Raw genomic sequence first — 16,025 nt, 5'->3', positions numbered from 1 at the left:
AGGCTATCGTCCCTGTACGTCATGTTGTCGTCTCGGTGGGCCAGGTGTGACGCCTGAACGGGCCTGTGTTCAGGAAGGGCGGTGAGGGTGGTGGTGAGGTATGAGGCTATCGTCCCTGTACGTCATGTTGTCGTCTCGGTGGGCCAGGTGTGACGCCTGAACGGGCCTGTGTTCAGGAAGGGCGGTGAGGGTGGTGGTGTGGGCTGCCGCCTCGGGCTCCGAACGGGACTGGGCGGACATGGCGGGGCTGCTGCGGCGCCTGGCCGAGGACGCCGCAGCGTCGAGCGCCATGGTGTTCCTCCTCTCGCCCGCGGAACCGGTCCTCCGCCTGTCGATGCTGTACGGGACGTCCTGGACCGTCGCCTCGCCCTGGGCGCGAATCCATGTGGAGGAAGCAATTCCGGTCGCCGAGGCGACGCGGGAGAGGCGCTTGGTCTGGGTCGCCGACCCCGAGGCGCTGGCCCTGCACTATCCGCGGCTCGCTCTCATGGTGCCCGAACACATGGTGGCGGCAGCCCCCATGGTCGCCGGAGACGCCGTGCGGGGTGCGCTCTGTCTGCTGTGGCCCCCCTCGCACTCCGACGATCTGAGCGCAGGGGAAACGGGGGCGATCGAGGCATACTGCCGTGAGGCGGGGCAGTTGCTGGAGCGCGCGAGCCGGAGCGGGCATCCACTGGTGCCCGGGGAGCGTCCACTGGCCGTGGACTCAGACCGTCCCGGCCCTCCCGGCACTGCCGAAGCGCTGGCAGCCTACGACTACGCCGTCCGTCTGCCGGGAGCCATGTCCCTGGATCTGGACGGCAGGATCGCCTTCGCCGGCGACGCGGCCGCCGATCTGCTCGGCGTGCCGGCCGCGGACCTGACGGCCGGGCGTCCGTGGGAACGTGTGCCGTGGCTCGGTGGCAGTGCCTTCGAGGAGCGGTTCCGTGCCGCGGTCATCGGCCAGCGCCCCGTCCGTTTTACCGCCGGGCACACACCTGACGCACGTGTGTGCTTCGAGCTCTATCCCGACGCGAGCGGTGTCAGCGTCCACATGGCCCCGCTCCCCCACCCTCCGTCGGCCGCTCGGCCCCGTCACATCTCCCATGTGGAAGACACCGAGGTCAGGCCCTACCACCAGCTGATGCACCTCGCGGCGGCGCTCACGGAGACCGTGCGGGTGAAGGACGTGGCGGAGACCATCGCCAATCAGCTCCTGCCCGCCTTCGGGGCCGTGGGCCTGATCCTGATGGCGGCGTCCGAGGGACGGCTGCAGGTGGTCGGCCAACGCGGTTACACCACGGCCTTCCTGTCAATCTTCGACGGCCGCTCCCTGGGCTCCGACAACCCGCCCGCGAAGGCGCTGACCGGTCACACTCCGCTGTTCTTCAGCAGCTTCGCCGAGTTCAAGCGGACCTACCGGGACGCCGTCCAGTACGGCACCAGGAACGCCTGGGCGTTCCTGCCACTGGTGATCCGCGGCCGGCCGGTGGGAATACTCGTCCTGTCCTTCGACCACACCCGGGACTTCCCTCCCGCGGAGCGTCATCTCATGGTCTCCATGGCCGGGTTGGTCGCCCAGGCCCTGGACCGGGCCTGTCTGCACGAGGCCAAGGACAATCTCGCCCGGACCCTGCAGACCGGTCTGCTGCCGCAACGCCTGCCCGCGGTCCCCGGCCTGAACGCCGCCGCCCGCTACCTGCCCGCGGGTCACGGCATGGACATCGGGGGCGACTTCTACGACCTGATCCGCTGCGGGACCACCAGCGCGACGGCGGTGATCGGCGACGTCCAGGGCCACAACGTCCGGGCCGCCGCCGTGATGGGCCAACTGCGCACCGCCGTACACACCCACGCCGTCGCGGGCATGGGTCCGGACGACCTGCTGGCCCGCACCAACCAGGTGATGTGCGACTTCGACACCGGCCTGTTCGCAAGCTGCCTCTGCGTCCAGTTCGACCTCGCCCGGCGCCGCGTCCTGCTCGCCACGGCCGGCCACCTTCCGCCCCTGCTGCGCCGCCCGGACGGCCGTACCGAGGCCCTCGCGCTCCCCCCGGGACCGCTGCTCGGCATCGTCCCCGACGCCGACTACCCCCTCGTGGAGCTGCCGTTGGTGGCAGGCACCACGCTCGCCCTGTACACCGACGGCCTCGTAGAGGCACCCGGCATCGACATCGACGATGCCGTCGCCGCCCTCGCACGCCGGTTCGCGCGGTCCCCTGACGACGACGTCGAAGGCCTCACGGACAGACTCCTCGGGGACGCGTCGTGCAACCCGCGCGCCGACGACATCGCCGTGCTGCTGGTCCGCTTCACCGGCTGAGGCCGAGCCGGTCCCCGGAGCGAGTACCCGCGATGCAGGGGACCGTCGCCTCGCACGCAGGTATGTCCCGCTCCGGGGACTCGCGTCGTGGTCAGCCGTTGATGAGGTCGAAGCAGCGGAACCACGGTGGTCTGTGATCGTCGAGGAGCGCGACTGGGTCGGGCCCTCGCTGGCCGTGCCGGTACAGGGTGCTGTCCGATGGAGTGTCATAGGCAGCGGTTAGGGTCTGGGCCATGACGCAGATGTTCGATATCCGCAAAGGCCTGGAGCAGGCACGCGCGGACCGCGAGGGCGCATGGCAGTTCGTCCGCGACTTCACGTACGCATGGGTGGAACCGCTCAACGACGGCGACGGCTTCACCGAGGGGGACCTCACAGCAGCAGAGGAACGTCTCGGCGTAGGCCTGCCAACCGTCCTCGGCGAGATGTACCGACTGTTCGGGCGGCGCCAGGACCTGACGAGCAACCACGATCAGCTGCTGCGGCCGGACCAGCTCTACATCGATGCTCGAAGCGAAGCACTGGTCTTCCGGGAGGAGAACCAGGGCGCCTGCTCCTGGGGCGTACTGCTCAAGGATCTCGACCAGGCTGATCCGGGAGTTCATGTGCTGTTGGATCTCGCCGACCGGCAGGCCCAGCGGTGGGAGCCGTGGATGGAACGCCTGTCATGGATGGCCGTCGAGATGATGCTGGCGGAGTCTCTGCACGCACCGCAGCACCTGACCGACTTCCTGTATGAGCCCGACCCCGAATACACGCGCATCATCGAAGAGAGCTGCGAGCCACTGCCGTTTCCGGCGTATCCGGCCAGGGGTTACGAGGGCACCCGCTGGTTCCTCGGCGCGGACGTGCTGCTGCGGGATGAGGACGGCTGCGTGGCCGTGAGGGCTCGGACCGAAGAAGCACTGGAAGCGGTCCGAGCCCTGCTCCCAGGGGCCTGGCTCAACGAATAGTCAGTTGTCCGCGTGTTGTTGGGAGTGCCTGGCCAGTGGCTCGTCTCGAAGCATCGGCCGGCGACGAAGGGTTCCGAGTTGATCGTCTGGTTGTCCATCTGGGCTGGCCGGGTAACCGGTCCCACGGGCATCCTGCATCCGGGGCCGCACTCGAATGCGTCATGACAATCGGCCGGGTGTGGTTCGCTGCTGGGGTGACTCAGGACTTGGAGATCGTCGTATTCGAATCCGCCGAGGCATTCCAGGCATGGCTCGGCGAGAACCACGCCGCCTCGCCCGGCATCTGGCTCAGGCTTCGCAAGAAGGGCCCCGGAATCGTCGCGCTGGACTACGCCGAGGCACTCGACGTGGCACTCTGCTACGGCTGGATCGACGGCCAGAAGGCCAAGTTCGACGACCAGTGGTGGCTCCAGCGGTTCACCCCGCGCAAGCCGCGCAGCAAGTGGTCCAAGATCAACCGGGACAAGGTGGCCGCCCTGATCGAGCAGGGCCGGATGCATCCCCCGGGGCAGGCCGAGGTCGACCGCGCCAAGGCGGACGGCCGCTGGGAGGCAGCCTACGACGGCGCGAAGACCGCCACGGTGCCGGACGACCTCACGGCGGCCCTGACCGCCGCCCCGGCCGCGGCGGAGTTCTTCGAGACACTGGACCGGCAGAACCGCTACGCGATCCTGTACCGGGTCCAAGACGCCAAGAAGCCCGAGACCCGGGCGCGCCGGATCGAGAAGTACGTAGCGATGCTGGCGAAGGGCGAGAAGCTGTACCCGTAATCACGGAGAGGGACCGCAGCCGTGCAGTGCCTTGGAGTCCCGGCGCGCCTGCGGCCACGGCGGCAGCAACCAGGCGTCCTCACTGAACGTAACGAAGCGTCGGAGGCCCTGAGTAGACGCACCGCTCAAGCGGCCGCGGCGCCCAGCCACCGGTCTTGGGAGGCTTCGGCGCCGTCCGCAGTGCAGCACAGCTCGACGGTGAGCTCCCGCCTCAAACGATCGGGGGGATTCCCCTCCCCCGCGGTGAGCACGGTCAAGGCCTGGCGCATCCGGGCTCGCGGAAGAGTCGGCGGTACTGCTCCACTGCGGGGGCGGCGCCCAGCATCCGGCCGACCTGAAGGTCGTGACGGCGGCCAGCGGACCGACGGCGTACCGAGCGTTGGACCGAGCCGGCGGTCCGCGCGGCCTGCTACGGCGTGACGGCGATGTTCGTCCGGCCCTTGCCGCCGATCACCGTGCATCACTGGCGTACACCATTGTCTTGCAGGACGAGGTGGCGTTCGTGACGTTGATGGCCAGTTGGGTCGATCCCGTTGCACCGCTGAGGGATGACTTGTTGTTCCTGAACACGGTGCCGCAGGCCCACCCTGACTGCTGCGTGTGCGTCTGATAGCTGTCGTTCGTGGTCTTCGTGCCGAGGGTCTTGTCGTCCGTGCGGGCTGATGCGGCTCGCCGCTGCCCCACGGCATTGGTCGCGTCAGGACGACGCCACGGCCTTGAGGGCCATTCGCAGGCCCGGCGCTCCGGGGAAAGCCCGGCGCGAGGCCGTTCCAAAGCTGGGCAGGTAAACGATCTCGTGGTCTCATACTGCCGTGGACGGTGTCATCGCGGCCTTGATCGCCATTGTGGGCACGTTGTTGGGCTCCGCTGTCACGCACGTGTTCCAGCGCAGCGCGTCCGCGCGCGACCGGCTGTTCGTGAGTCAGCAGCAACTCCGCGCGGACCGGATGGCCGTCTACAGCGACTTCGCCGGAGCGCTGACGGAGTTCCGACGCGGGCAACAGGACCGCTGGCACCGCAGGGACGAGGATCCATACGGGTCCACGTATTCCGAAGCCCGCGCAGAGGCTCACCGGCTCCGCGGGGTCGCCCTCCACGCCCTGTTCAGGGTCCAACTCATAGCGAGCGCGCGGCCACTGATCGACACCGCTCAGGAGGCCTACGCCCTGACGTCGACCTTGCACAAGGCATCCGACAAGACGGAGCTGAGTGTCCTCGGCGCGCAAGCGCGGGAGGTCCTGGAGCAGTTCGTCAGGCTTGCGTCATCGGACGTGCAGTAGAACATCTCCCGCCGGCCCGGCGGCCCACCGCGGATCATCCCGACCACAGCGCTCGGGAAGCTTGTTGGCTGGGCGAGGTCACCGCCGTGCTCGTGGAGAGGGAGCCCGAGAGGCCCGTCGTGGCGGTCGACGCCGCACCGTCGCGGTCGGGTGCCTGGGTCAATTCCCGGCGGTGCTCTGCGTCTTGGACAGCCAGGCGCGGTAGCTGCGCAGTGCCCGTCGCTGCTTGCGTCGCTCGGCGATCAGGGCGACTGCCGGGTGGGTGTTGGGTGTGATCTTGCGGTCGCGGGCGATGCGGCGCATCTGGTGGCGGACCTGAGCCATGCCGGCGGCGGAGGCGAGGGCCTTGTCGGACCAGGTGACCGGTCGCAGTTGGCGGTCGGCTTCGCGGCCGTTGCGCCAGCGGGCGGGCAGGTCCGGGGTGACGGCGAGGGCGGTGCCCATGCCGATGATCGCGACGCCGCTGTCGAGGACCTTCTCGGCGGTCTCGCGGCGGGTGATGCCGCCGGTGAGCATCAGGGGGAGCGGGCTGGTCCTGACCAGGTCCCTGGCCAGGTCCAGGAAGTAGGCCTCACGGGCCTGGGTGCGGGAATCGGCGGCGCGGCCGGACATCGCGGGGCTTTCATAGCTGCCACCGGACAGTTCGACCAGGTCGACGCCGAGCGGTGCGAGCATCTCGATCACCTGGCGTGCGTCGTCGGCGTCGAAGCCGCCGCGCTGGAAGTCGGCGGAGTTGAGCTTCACCGCGACCGCGAAGGACGGCGAAACGGCGGCGCGAACGGCGCGGACGATGTCCAGCAGCATCCGGGCCCGGTTCTCCAGCGATCCGCCCCACTGGTCGGTGCGCTTGTTGACCAGGGGGGAAAGGAACTGCGACAGCAGGTATCCGTGTGCGGCGTGGACTTCCACGCCGTCGAACCCTGCCTTCTCGGCACGGCGGGCCGTGACCGCGTACCGGGCCACGGTGGCCTTGATCTGCTCCGGAGTCATGGCGACAGGCCGGCCGAATCGGCTGCTGTGCTTGCCCAGGGAGACGCCGATGTCGGACGGGCCCCACACGACGCCCGGCATGTCGGCCTGGATCTGGCGGCCGGGGTGGTTGATCTGCATCCAGATCGCCCCGCCGCCGCTCTTGCCGGCCCTGGCCCACTCCGTGAACGGCTTCAGCGGCGCGTGCTCGTCAAGCACCACGCCCCCAGGACCGGTCAGCGCCTCGGCGTGCACCATGACATTGCCGGTGATCAGCAGTCCGGTGCCGCCGGAGGCCCAGCGCTGGTACAGCGACAGCAGCTCATGGTCGGGGAGCTGGCCGTCGCCGGCCATGTTCTCCTCCATGGCCGCCTTCGCGATCCGGTTGCGCAGTACCTGGCCGGAGCGCAGGGGCAGCGGCGAGAACAGCTCGCTGGACATCCGAGTTCCCCTCTTCCATCTCGATCGTTTACAATGTGTGCACCGTTCACATTAGGGGATGGATGTTAGCACCGCAAACATGAGGGAGTGTGACCTGTGCCGCAAGCGACTGCGTACCATCACGGCGATCTGCGCGCCGCTTGCCTGCGCGCCGCGCGGGAGCTGCTCGAGGAGGACGGCAGCGCCGGGCTCTCACTGAGGGCGGTGGCGCGGCGGGCCGGAGTGTCGGCGACGGCCCCCTATCGCCATTACGCGGACCGGGACGCGCTCGTCTCCGCAGTCGCCGCGGAGGGTTACCGCGAACTCACCGCAGACCTGGCCGCGGCCCATCCGTCACCCTCGACCCCCGACGATCTGGCCGCGGTCGCCGTCGTCTACGTGCAGTTCGCGCTCAAGCATCCCGCACTGTTCCGGGCGATGTTCGCCGAACCCTGCGACCCGAACAGCGAGGAGCGGGTCGCCGCGACCACCGTGATCTCGGAATACGTCCGGGGCATCGTCCGCGACACCTTCCCCGGCACGGACGATGTGGGCGCGCTCGCGACGACGGTGTGGGCCCTCGTCCACGGCCTGGCCTTCCTGCACCTCGACGGCAAGCTCGACAGCTCCACGCCCGAGGTGGTCGCCGAGCAGGTCCGTGCGGCCGTGAACGCGCTGTTCGCCGTCTCCCCGGCGATGTCCCAGGCAGCCGCGCGTCCGGGCAAGTGACGGTCCGGGTCACACAGTGCCGGCGCGGTCCGGCGGATCCTGTCAGCGGTACGTGAGCAGGTGACGCCGATCGCCCGCGAAGTGGGCGTGCTCGTTGAAGGTCAGGAGGGTGGTCCCGGATCCGCCCACCACGAGTGTGGTGACGGAGGCGTTGACGGTCACGCGGTTGAGGGCGACGACTCCGTCGTACGGCAGTGACAGCAGCGTGCCGCACAACGCGGCCAGGAGGCCGCCCGAGGTGACGACGACCGCGTCGCGGCCCCGGCCGAGCACGGCAGACAGCTCGGCCAGCGCGGCCGCGGCACCCTCGGCGAAAGCGGCCCAGGCTTGTCCACCGGTCGCGTCAGGGTCCCGCATCCATGCCAGCAGGGCGTGATCGAGCAAGTCCTGCATGGACTGGGAATCCTGGGGCGACGGGGCGTAGCGGGCCAGCAGGGCGAGGTGGTCGTACTCGTTCCAGCGCGCGTCCTGGTGCAGCGGCTGCTTGAATCCGGCTGCGTCCGCGACGAGGTGCGCCGTGTCGCGCTGGCGGCTGAGTGTGCCCGACACGAGGTAAGGGTCACGCAGTCCGCGGCGAGCGAGTTCCTGGCCTACGACGGTGGCCTGGGCGCGGCCGAGATCGGACAGGACGTCGTAGTCCTCCGCGGCGAAGGAGGCCTGGCCGTGGCGGACGAGGCAGATGAGCGGCATGGTGAAAATCCCGTCTGTCAGCTTCCGCCGGTGCGGCGGATGGCCGAGCGGCAGCGTCGGTCAAGGTAGTTGACGGCGAGCCAGAGGTTGCGGAACGCCGGGTTGCGAGTCTGCTTGTGGTGGTAGCGGTAGTAGATCTGCTGGGCGATCACGGCAAGCCGGAACAGGCCGAAGGTCTCGTAGAAGGGCCAGTTGTCGGCGGACAGGCCCGTCCGGTCGCAGTACCGTTCGACGATCTCGGTGCGGGTGAGCATGCCGGGCAGGTGGCTGGGCTGGCGGCGCGTGGCGCGGGCCATGCGGTCGTCGTCGGCCTGCACCCAGTACGCGAGGGCGCTGCCGAGGTCCATCAGGGGATCGCCCAGGGTGGCCATCTCCCAGTCCAGGACGCCAGTGATGCGCAGATCCCTCTCGTCGAGGACGAGGTTGTCCAGGCGCCAGTCGTTGTGGATGACGCAGAGGGCCGAGTCGTCTGGCTGGTGGTCGGCCAGCCAGGCCGTCACCCGGCGGAAACTGGGCGTGTTCCAGGTGCGGGCCTGTGCGTAGCGGCGGGACCAGCCCTCGACCTGGCGGCGGACATAGCCGTCGCCCTTGCCGAGATCAGCCAGCCCTGCAGCAGCTGGGTCGACCCGGTGCAGATCGGCGAGGGTGTCGATGAACGCTTCCGACAATGTCCGCGCCGCAGTAGGTGGCAACGTCATGCCATCCGGGAGCCTGCCGCGAAGGATCAGGCCAGGCACCTTGTCCATCACGTAGAAGTCAGTGTCGATGACGGAGGGGTCCTGACACAGCGCACGGACCGTGGGCACGTACGGAAAGACGGGCTTCAACGCCTCCTGAACGTGGTACTCGCGCGCCATGTCATGCGCGGAGCCGGCCTTCTTGCCGGCCGGCGGGCGGCGCAGGATCAGTTCCCTGCCGAGATGCGGATAGCGCAGCAGGTACGTGAGGTTCGAAGCGCCGCCCGTGAACTGGACAACTTCCGGAGGAGGCCCGGACAGTCCGTCCACCCGCTGTGCCAGCCACGTGTGGACGCGCGCGACGTCGAAGGAGTCTTCGGCGCGGACCGCGCTCTGGTGCGTGTCGTTCATCATCACCTTGCCACGAGTCGCAGGGGCAGATGGCGCATGAGGAATCCCATGGGGACCCACGGCCACGCGGGGACCTTCGCTTGCGAGCTCTCACGCTCGATGGCTTTCACCATGGTCCGCACTCCCTTCTCGGCGGAGGCCATCAGCGGCGTCTTCGCCGCGCCTGCGCTCAGGTCGGTGGCGATATAGCCGGGGTGGATCGTGGTGACGGCGATCGGCGTCCGGGTGACGGTCATCTCGGCGCGGATGCCTTCGGCGAGCGCCGAGACGCCGGCCTTGGTGGCCGCGTACGTGGTGAGGTTGCGGGGCAGTCCCCGCATCGCGCTCATCGACGAGACGACCACGAGGTGGCCGGAACGCTGGGCGCGGAAGATGTTCATGGCGGCCTCGCACTGGGCGAGCGCGGCGGTGAAGTTGGTCTGCGCGGTCTGCAGATTGACGTCGAAGCGCCCGGTGCCGATCGGCTGCCCCTTGCCGAGGCCCGCGTTGACGATGACCCTGTCCAGTCCGCCGAGGTCTGCGCGCAGCGTGTGGAATACGTCGAAGACCTGCTGGTGGTCGTTGACGTCCAGGCTGCGGACCGACACGTTGATGCCCGGGTGGGCGGCGAGCAGTTCCTCGCGCAGCGTCTGCAGACGATCCGTGCGGCGGGCGCAGAGCGCCAGATCACGGCCGAGGGCGGCGAAGGTACGGGCCATTCCTTCGCCGAGACCCGAACTCGCCCCGGTGATAAGAATCTTGCTTCTCACGGTCACGGCGTCCTCACTCGCTCCTGCTGGTCTTGAGCCTTGAGCGTCCTGACGGTGCGCCGCCATCTCACGGCGGCCTGTGCGTCGGCAATACGGGGAAGGAAGCGCCTCAGGCGTACGGCGCGCCGGTCCTCGGAATGCGTGAGGAGCGGGAATCTTCCTGCGCCGACCGCGTCGACGATCCGCTCGACCACCTGGTCCGCGGTCGGTTTGCCGCGCCGCATCATGCGGTCGGCCTGCTTGGCCGGTACAGGATCAGGACTGTGCAGATCTGTTCTCAGGTTGGTCTGTACGAAGCCCGGGCAGATGACTGCTGCCTTCGACACGTTGTGTGAGGCCATGCCGGGCAGGTTCAGCAGCCCTGCCGGGGCGGCGATGTTGACGACGTGTCCGCTGCCCTGGCGCTTGAACAGCGGAATGAAGGTACGGCTGCCGTGGACGGCGCCCTTGAGGTCGATGTCGACGATCCGGTCCCAGTCGTCGTCATGAAGGCGTTCGCCGCGCCCGACTGCCTTCACCCCGGCGTCGTCGACCAGTACGTCAAGGTCGCCCCAGTGGTCCTCGCACCGGCTCAGCGCGCGTTGCCAGTCGTGGTGGACACGAACGTCCAGGCGGATGAACGAGACGGTGCCGGTGGGGAGTCCGGCCGGCTCGTTGCGATCCGTGATCAGGACACGGTCTCCGGCAGCGGCGTATCGCTGGGCCAGGTACCAGCCCAGCCCGGAGGCTCCGCCGGTGATGAGGACACGCCTGCTCATCGTGACTCCCCGTTGCGGTACCGGTCGAGTTCGGCCCGGGCGATGACGCCGAGGTGCACCTCGTCAGGACCGTCGGCCAGGCGCAGCGCACGGGCGGCGGCCATGGCGGCAGCGAGCGGGAAGTCGTCGGACAGGCCGGCGCCGCCGTGGAGCTGGATGGCCATGTCGATGACCTCGCAGGCCATCGTGGGGACGGCCGCTTTGACCTGGGACAACTCGCTGATGGCGGCGGCTGCTCCGGCGGTGTCCAGCAGCCAGGCGGCGTGCAGGACCTGGAGCCGCGCCTGGTTGACCATGATCCTGGCTTTCGCGATGCGTTCGCGGTTGCCCCCCAGGTTGGCGAGCGGCTTGCCGAAGGCGGTACGGGATACGGAGCGCCGGCAGGCCAGTTCCAGGGCGTTCTCGGCGAGTCCGATCAGTCGCATGCAGTGGTGAATGCGGCCGGGGCCGAGCCTGCCCTGGGCGATTTCGAATCCTCGGCCGGGCCCGGCGATCGCCGCGTCGAGTGGCAACCGCACGTCGGAGAACGACACCTCGCCGTGGCCGTAGGGCTCGTCGAGGTATCCGTACACCGGCAGCATCCGCTCGATGCGCACACCCGGGGTGTCAAGAGGCACCAACACCATGGAGTGCCGGGCGTGGCGCGGCGCCTCCGGGTCGGTCAGCCCCATGAAAATGACGAACCGGCAGTCCGGGTGCCCGACTCCGGTGCTCCACCACTTGCGACCGTTGAGGACGAGCGTGTCCCCGTCGACGACGGCGGTGGCCGCCATGTTGGCCGCGTCGGAGGAAGCCACCTCCGGCTCAGTCATGCAGAAGGCCGAGCGGATCTCGCCGCGCAACAGCGGCTCCATCCAGCGGCGGCGCTGCTCATCACTGCCGTAGTGCAGCAGGACCTCCGCGTTCCCTGTGTCGGGCGCGTTGCAGTTGAAGATCTCAGGGGCGATCAGCGAACGGCCCATGAGCTCGGCCAGCGGTGCGTACTCGACATTGGTCAGACCGGCGCCGTAGGTGCTGTCAGGCAGGAAGAGGTTCCACAGTCCTGCCGCCATGGCCTTCGTCTTCAGTTCATCGATCACCGACGGCGCGGACGCCCAGCGGTCCTCCTGGGCCCGTAGTTCAGTGAAGTACTCCCGCTCACGCGGCAGGACCTCTGACGCCATGAAAGAGCCGACACGCTCGACGTACTCGCGTGCCCTGGGCGAGTGTCCGAAGTCCACGTGCTTTCCCATCCTGTCGAGCAGTGCTCAGTAGTAGAGGCGGACGTCGACCGGGCAGGGTCCTGCCCGGTGGACGTCAGTGGTGCCCGATGACGAACCGTGCGGTGACCTGCTCCAGGTTGTTCACGAGCAGGTCGACCAGGTCGGCCGTGGTGACGACGTCTTCGGTGGCGCTGATGGCCATCTCCTCCGCCATGGCCAGCCAGCCGCGCACGGCCAACCGGTGCAGCGGCGCGGGAGCATCGACGCCCGCGGCCTCCAGCACCCGGTCGGTCAGGATGCGGCGGTTGTCCTCGAAGACCTCCAGCACCAGTTCGTCGCCGCCCGCGGCGGCACGGACAACGGCCACGTAGTTGCTCTTGCGGCGCTGCACGAACGACACAAAGCCGTCGACGATCCCGCGCACCCGTTCCGTGGGCGTGCCCTCTTCCGGCGCCTTGGCATGCAGCAGGAGCCGGCGTCCGCCTGCCTGCACTACCGCGACGTAGTAGTCCCGCTTGGTCGGGAAGTAGTGGAAGAGCAGCCCGCGGGAGATGCCCGCCTCGGCGGCCACCTCATCGATGGACATCTCGTGGATGGGCCGGGTGGTGAGCAGGCGCAGGCCGATGTTGATCAGCTGCGTCCGGCGTTCCTCCGGCCTCAGTCGCACGCGGGTCGGTACGGACTTCACGGTCATGACTGCCGACCCTAGCTTGTTGAGCAATGCTCGACAAGCTGCTCGGGCACTGGACGGGCGCGTCTTCCGGGCAACGCCCCACTGGCAGGCGCCGCTCGGGGGGCCGGGGGGGGCCGGCCGATATCGACGCCACACACCCAGGCCGCCGCCAGGGGGGGGCATGGCGGGCTCCGCCGGTGAAGCACACCCGCGCCTTCGCCTGGCCGGCGTGCGCAAGGCATCGCACAGCAAACCGCACCCACACAACAAGAAGCCCTGCGGCCCGGGGCTAGAGTGACTCGGTGGAGGGACTTGATGAGTGCTGTGGAGATGAGCCGCGCGGAGGCGGTCGTGCTCGTGCAGCGGATCATGCGAGCGGACTACGCCTCAGACAACGAAGTAGACAGCTGGCTGGACATGCTCGACAGAGCCCTGGCATGCTCGTCCGGTCATGTCAGCGATTTGATCTTCTGGCCGGAGCGAGAGCTTTCGGCTGATGAAGTAGTCGATCAGGCCCTGGCGTATCGGCCAATCGCTTTGTGAGGTCGGACTCAACTCCGAAGCCGGATAAGCAGAGCCGCGATGGTTGCAGGGCCGAGGAAGATGTAGCAGCGCTTGTCATGGCGGGTGGCCACGGCTGGGGGCTGCTTCAGTCTTCGTGGTGGTGAGGTATGCACGACCACGCCGTACTGCCGGATCTACCGGATCCACCGAAAAGGGATCTCCGGGTTACCGGATGCGGCGGAGGTCATTCGAGGCTGAACGCCCATTCGCCCCATGACCAGGGTGGGGCGTCGATACGGTCCGGGCTGCGGCTACGGGCGGCCGCTTCCCTTTGCGGATTGACGAGTTCACGATAGGGCGTCCCAGTGCGGGGAGCTGCCATTCGAGCAGGCTCTGTGCGGGATCTTGTTCGTGCCGCACACCGGTATTCAGTGGGAGTACCTCGCGCAGGAGCTGGGCTTCGGCTCGGGCATGACGTACTGGCGGCTTCTGACTGCATCGAGCGAGGCCGCGTCTGGGACGAACTGCACCTGGCGCTGCTGATGAAGCTGCGGGCCGCGAAGTAGCCGGACTGGTCGCGGGCGGTGATCGACTCTTCCCACGCGCGCGGGCCACTCGACGGGGCTCAAAAGCGGACCCGGCCCGGTCGACCGCGCGCGGCCGGGCAGCAAGTAACTATTTCCCATGTCCTGACAAAAGTCCTCACCTGACCCTTGACTGGTCTGGACCAATCACGCTTTGCTGCTGGGGTCACCACTCACCCCCTACCCCTGGAGTGGCAGATGGGCACAACCATGCCCAGCGAGCATCACAGACCCGCATATGGCAGGTGCATGACAGCACTGCTGGCCGTCCTGGCCGGCCTCCTCGGCGCGTTCACCGTCCTCGGCACCGCGAGCCCCGCGTCGGCGGCGGACTGCGCCACGGCCTGGAGCTCCGGCACGGTCTACACCGGCGGCATGACCGCCTCCTACAACGGGGACAACTGGCAGGCCAAGTGGTGGACACAGGGCGAGACGCCCGGCGTCGCCGCAGTCTGGGCCGACCAGGGAGCCTGCGGTGGCTCCAGCGGAGGAGGCACCGGCGGCGGCAGCTGCAACTACCCCGCCTGGGTGGCCGGACAGTCCTATGCGACCGGCGCCATCGTGCAGTACAGCCCCAATGGCCAGTACTACGTCGCCACCCACGACAACCCCGGATACGACCCCACGATCAGCACCTGGTACTGGTCCCCCTACACCTGCACCGGAGGCTCCGGTGGCGGAGGTACGGGCGGCGGCACCGGCGGATTCGTGGTCAGCGAAGCCCAGTTCAACCAGATGTTCCCGAACCGGAACTCCTTCTACACCTACAGCGGCCTGGTGGCCGCGCTCAGCACCTACCCCGGATTCGCCACCACCGGCAGCGCCACCGTGCAGAAGCAGGAGGCCGCGGCGTTCCTGGCCAACGTCGACCACGAGACCGGCGGCCTCGTCTACATCAACGAGGTCGACCAGTCCGGGAACTACTGCGCGAGCGAGCCCTACGGCTGCCCCGCCGGCACCTACGCCTACTACGGACGCGGCCCGATGCAGCTCAGCTGGAACTTCAACTACAAGGCCGCCGGCGACGCCCTCGGCGTCGACCTGCTGGACAACCCCGGCCTGGTTGCCTCCGACGCGGCCATCTCCTGGAAGACCGGCCTGTGGTACTGGAACACCCAGACCGGCCCCGGCTCGATGACCGGACACAACGCCATGGTCAACGGCGCGGGCTTCGGCGAGACCATCCGCAGCATCAACGGCAGCATCGAGTGCAACGGTGGCAACACCGCCGAGATGCAGGACCGCGTCAACGACTACCTCTCCTTCACCTCCATCCTCGGCGTCCCCGCAGGCTCCAACCTCACCTGCTGACCGCCACCCGTGGGAACGCCCGACCATCAAGCCTTCTCACCAACCGAATAGCCGGCTCCTCAGTACCGAATGGATGAGGATTTTCAACCTGATCACGAAGCTGGCGGTCGGCAATTCAGAACGGCGAAGCTCCTGGTAGACGGGGTGTCAAACACGAACAACCTTCTCTGCCAGGAGCTTCGCGCACTCGTACGCCCGGTGACGTCGCCCGCCCTGCGGTCGGCACGCCCCAGGAGCATGGGCCCGACCACGTTACGGTCGGGGGTTCGCGCAGCTCGCAGCAGGCTTCGAAGGCTGTCGCACAACTTCGCCCGGCCGGGAGCCAGGAGCCGAATCGTGTGGTGCTGGTGATGAGTTCACCGAGGTTGTGGACGGTGCCGAAGAGCTTGATCTCGGCCCCGACGGCTCGATGGCCTCGGTTGTTGAGGTGTCGGCCGAACCGCCGGCAGAGCCGGGCGAAGCCCGGTTCCACCAGGGCGCTCGCCAGGCGGTCGGCCATGGCCTGCCGGCCGGCGGGGGCGCTCTGGCGCTCGGCAAGGAAGCCCGCCTGATCGGCCTCGCTGGTGACCCGCGTCAACCCCGGTCGGCGTACGGCTGTCCCCGGCCTCACGGGCGTTGAGCGTGGCTGCCCCGGGTGCGGTGCCGGCTGAACCTCCGGAGCGGGCGTTGCGTATGAGTTCCGAGGGACAACTCTGGTCTCTGCCTCGGGACGGAAGGAGAGCACCGTGCCCACACCGCCCGCGTCCGACCCACCGGACGACCGCACCGCGCTGGAGCCCATCCGCGTGCTGCGCCCGCGCCGTACCGAGGCGCTGGCCCAACTGCTCGACGACATACGCCAGGACAAGGACTACCGCGGCCACACAACCGTGGCCGCACCCGTTCCCCACACCCCGACCGACGCCAAGACAGAGGAACTCCCGCCTGTCCCCGGGGGCCGGACGGAGGAACTCCCCACACTCGAGGGCGACTCCCGCCCGCCGCGTACCGTAGACCGCCCCCGCCTGGGGCCCGGACAGCGCCGGGCGGCCGTGGTGATCGCG

At 68.6% G+C, this 16,025-nt stretch carries 14 protein-coding genes and 2 pseudogenes; 8 read left to right on the top strand and 8 right to left on the bottom strand.

The features are described from left to right. The first annotated feature begins 184 nt into the window (after positions 1-184). The 3 genes from ABZ642_RS15565 to ABZ642_RS15555 all read left to right on the top strand — a co-directional run bounded on the left by ABZ642_RS15565 (position 185) and on the right by ABZ642_RS15555 (position 4,025). Positions 185-2,302 carry a SpoIIE family protein phosphatase gene (locus ABZ642_RS15565; protein ID WP_360483033.1) on the top strand — a complete coding sequence of 706 codons (2,118 nt, stop codon included), beginning with the start codon at positions 185-187 and terminating at the stop codon, positions 2,300-2,302. A gap of 233 nt (positions 2,303-2,535) precedes the next feature. Beyond that, positions 2,536-3,255, top strand: coding sequence for an SMI1/KNR4 family protein (locus ABZ642_RS15560; protein WP_360483030.1), 720 nt, complete (start codon positions 2,536-2,538; stop codon positions 3,253-3,255). Positions 3,256-3,416: 161 nt separating this feature from the next. Further along, on the top strand, positions 3,417-4,025 hold the full coding sequence (locus ABZ642_RS15555) for a YdeI/OmpD-associated family protein (RefSeq protein ID WP_360483027.1): 609 nt from the start codon (positions 3,417-3,419) through the stop codon (positions 4,023-4,025). A 409-nt stretch (positions 4,026-4,434) separates the two neighbouring features. Here the strand turns inward: ABZ642_RS15555 and ABZ642_RS15550 are convergent. Beyond that, a pseudogene (locus ABZ642_RS15550) lies at positions 4,435-4,661 on the bottom strand (sheath polysaccharide-degrading enzyme); the annotation flags it as partial. Between the two features lie 176 nt (positions 4,662-4,837). Here ABZ642_RS15550 and ABZ642_RS15545 point away from each other — a divergent pair. After that, positions 4,838-5,305, top strand: coding sequence for a hypothetical protein (locus ABZ642_RS15545; protein WP_360483024.1), 468 nt, complete (start codon positions 4,838-4,840; stop codon positions 5,303-5,305). A 159-nt stretch (positions 5,306-5,464) separates the two neighbouring features. Here ABZ642_RS15545 and ABZ642_RS15540 read toward each other — a convergent pair whose 3' ends face one another. Next, on the bottom strand, positions 5,465-6,715 hold the full coding sequence (locus ABZ642_RS15540; protein WP_360483021.1) for an NADH:flavin oxidoreductase/NADH oxidase family protein: 1,251 nt from the start codon (positions 6,713-6,715) through the stop codon (positions 5,465-5,467). Positions 6,716-6,811: 96 nt separating this feature from the next. Here ABZ642_RS15540 and ABZ642_RS15535 point away from each other — a divergent pair, with 96 nt between their 5' ends. Next, positions 6,812-7,423 carry a TetR/AcrR family transcriptional regulator gene (locus tag ABZ642_RS15535; protein WP_360483018.1) on the top strand — a complete coding sequence of 204 codons (612 nt, stop codon included), beginning with the start codon at positions 6,812-6,814 and terminating at the stop codon, positions 7,421-7,423. Between the two features lie 42 nt (positions 7,424-7,465). Here ABZ642_RS15535 and ABZ642_RS15530 read toward each other — a convergent pair whose 3' ends face one another. The 6 genes from ABZ642_RS15530 to ABZ642_RS15505 form a co-directional block, all read right to left on the bottom strand. Next, a complete protein-coding gene (locus ABZ642_RS15530; protein ID WP_360483015.1) occupies positions 7,466-8,113 on the bottom strand; it encodes a histidine phosphatase family protein in 648 nt (215 codons plus the stop codon). 17 nt (positions 8,114-8,130) lie between these two features. Next, positions 8,131-9,267: a phosphotransferase family protein gene (locus tag ABZ642_RS15525; RefSeq protein WP_360483012.1), complete on the bottom strand. Its 1,137-nt coding sequence runs from the start codon at positions 9,265-9,267 to the stop codon at positions 8,131-8,133. After that, positions 9,204-9,950, bottom strand: coding sequence for an SDR family oxidoreductase (locus tag ABZ642_RS15520; RefSeq protein ID WP_360483009.1), 747 nt, complete (start codon positions 9,948-9,950; stop codon positions 9,204-9,206). Before ABZ642_RS15520 ends, ABZ642_RS15525 begins: the two co-directional genes overlap by 64 nt. Positions 9,951-9,952: 2 nt before the next feature. Next, on the bottom strand, positions 9,953-10,708 hold the full coding sequence (locus ABZ642_RS15515) for an SDR family NAD(P)-dependent oxidoreductase (RefSeq protein WP_360483006.1): 756 nt from the start codon (positions 10,706-10,708) through the stop codon (positions 9,953-9,955). After that, complete coding sequence (locus ABZ642_RS15510; RefSeq protein WP_360483004.1) at positions 10,705-11,940, bottom strand: acyl-CoA dehydrogenase family protein; 1,236 nt, start codon at positions 11,938-11,940, stop codon at positions 10,705-10,707. The genes ABZ642_RS15515 and ABZ642_RS15510 overlap by 4 nt, the downstream gene beginning before the upstream one ends. Before the next feature lie 64 nt (positions 11,941-12,004). Continuing rightward, a complete protein-coding gene (locus tag ABZ642_RS15505) occupies positions 12,005-12,604 on the bottom strand; it encodes a TetR/AcrR family transcriptional regulator (protein ID WP_360483001.1) in 600 nt (199 codons plus the stop codon). 294 nt (positions 12,605-12,898) lie between these two features. On the opposite strand from ABZ642_RS15505, the gene ABZ642_RS15500 reads away from it, so the two are divergent. The 3 genes and pseudogenes from ABZ642_RS15500 to ABZ642_RS15490 all read left to right on the top strand — a co-directional run bounded on the left by ABZ642_RS15500 (position 12,899) and on the right by ABZ642_RS15490 (position 14,982). Continuing rightward, entirely contained in the window at positions 12,899-13,126 is a 228-nt protein-coding gene (locus ABZ642_RS15500; RefSeq protein ID WP_360482998.1) for an e9imm peptide, read from the top strand. Positions 13,127-13,474: 348 nt separating this feature from the next. After that, positions 13,475-13,759 (top strand): annotated as a pseudogene (locus ABZ642_RS15495) (IS5/IS1182 family transposase); the annotation flags it as partial. A 161-nt stretch (positions 13,760-13,920) separates the two neighbouring features. After that, positions 13,921-14,982, top strand: coding sequence for a glycoside hydrolase family 19 protein (locus tag ABZ642_RS15490; RefSeq protein WP_360482995.1), 1,062 nt, complete (start codon positions 13,921-13,923; stop codon positions 14,980-14,982). Positions 14,983-16,025: the final 1,043 nt, after the last annotated feature.

This window comes from Streptomyces sp. NPDC007157 (genome assembly GCF_040634235.1).
GTDB lineage: Bacteria > Actinomycetota > Actinomycetes > Streptomycetales > Streptomycetaceae > Streptomyces.
The sequence above is the reverse complement of the archived record's forward strand: the minus strand, read 5'-3'. Positions and strand labels throughout refer to the sequence as shown.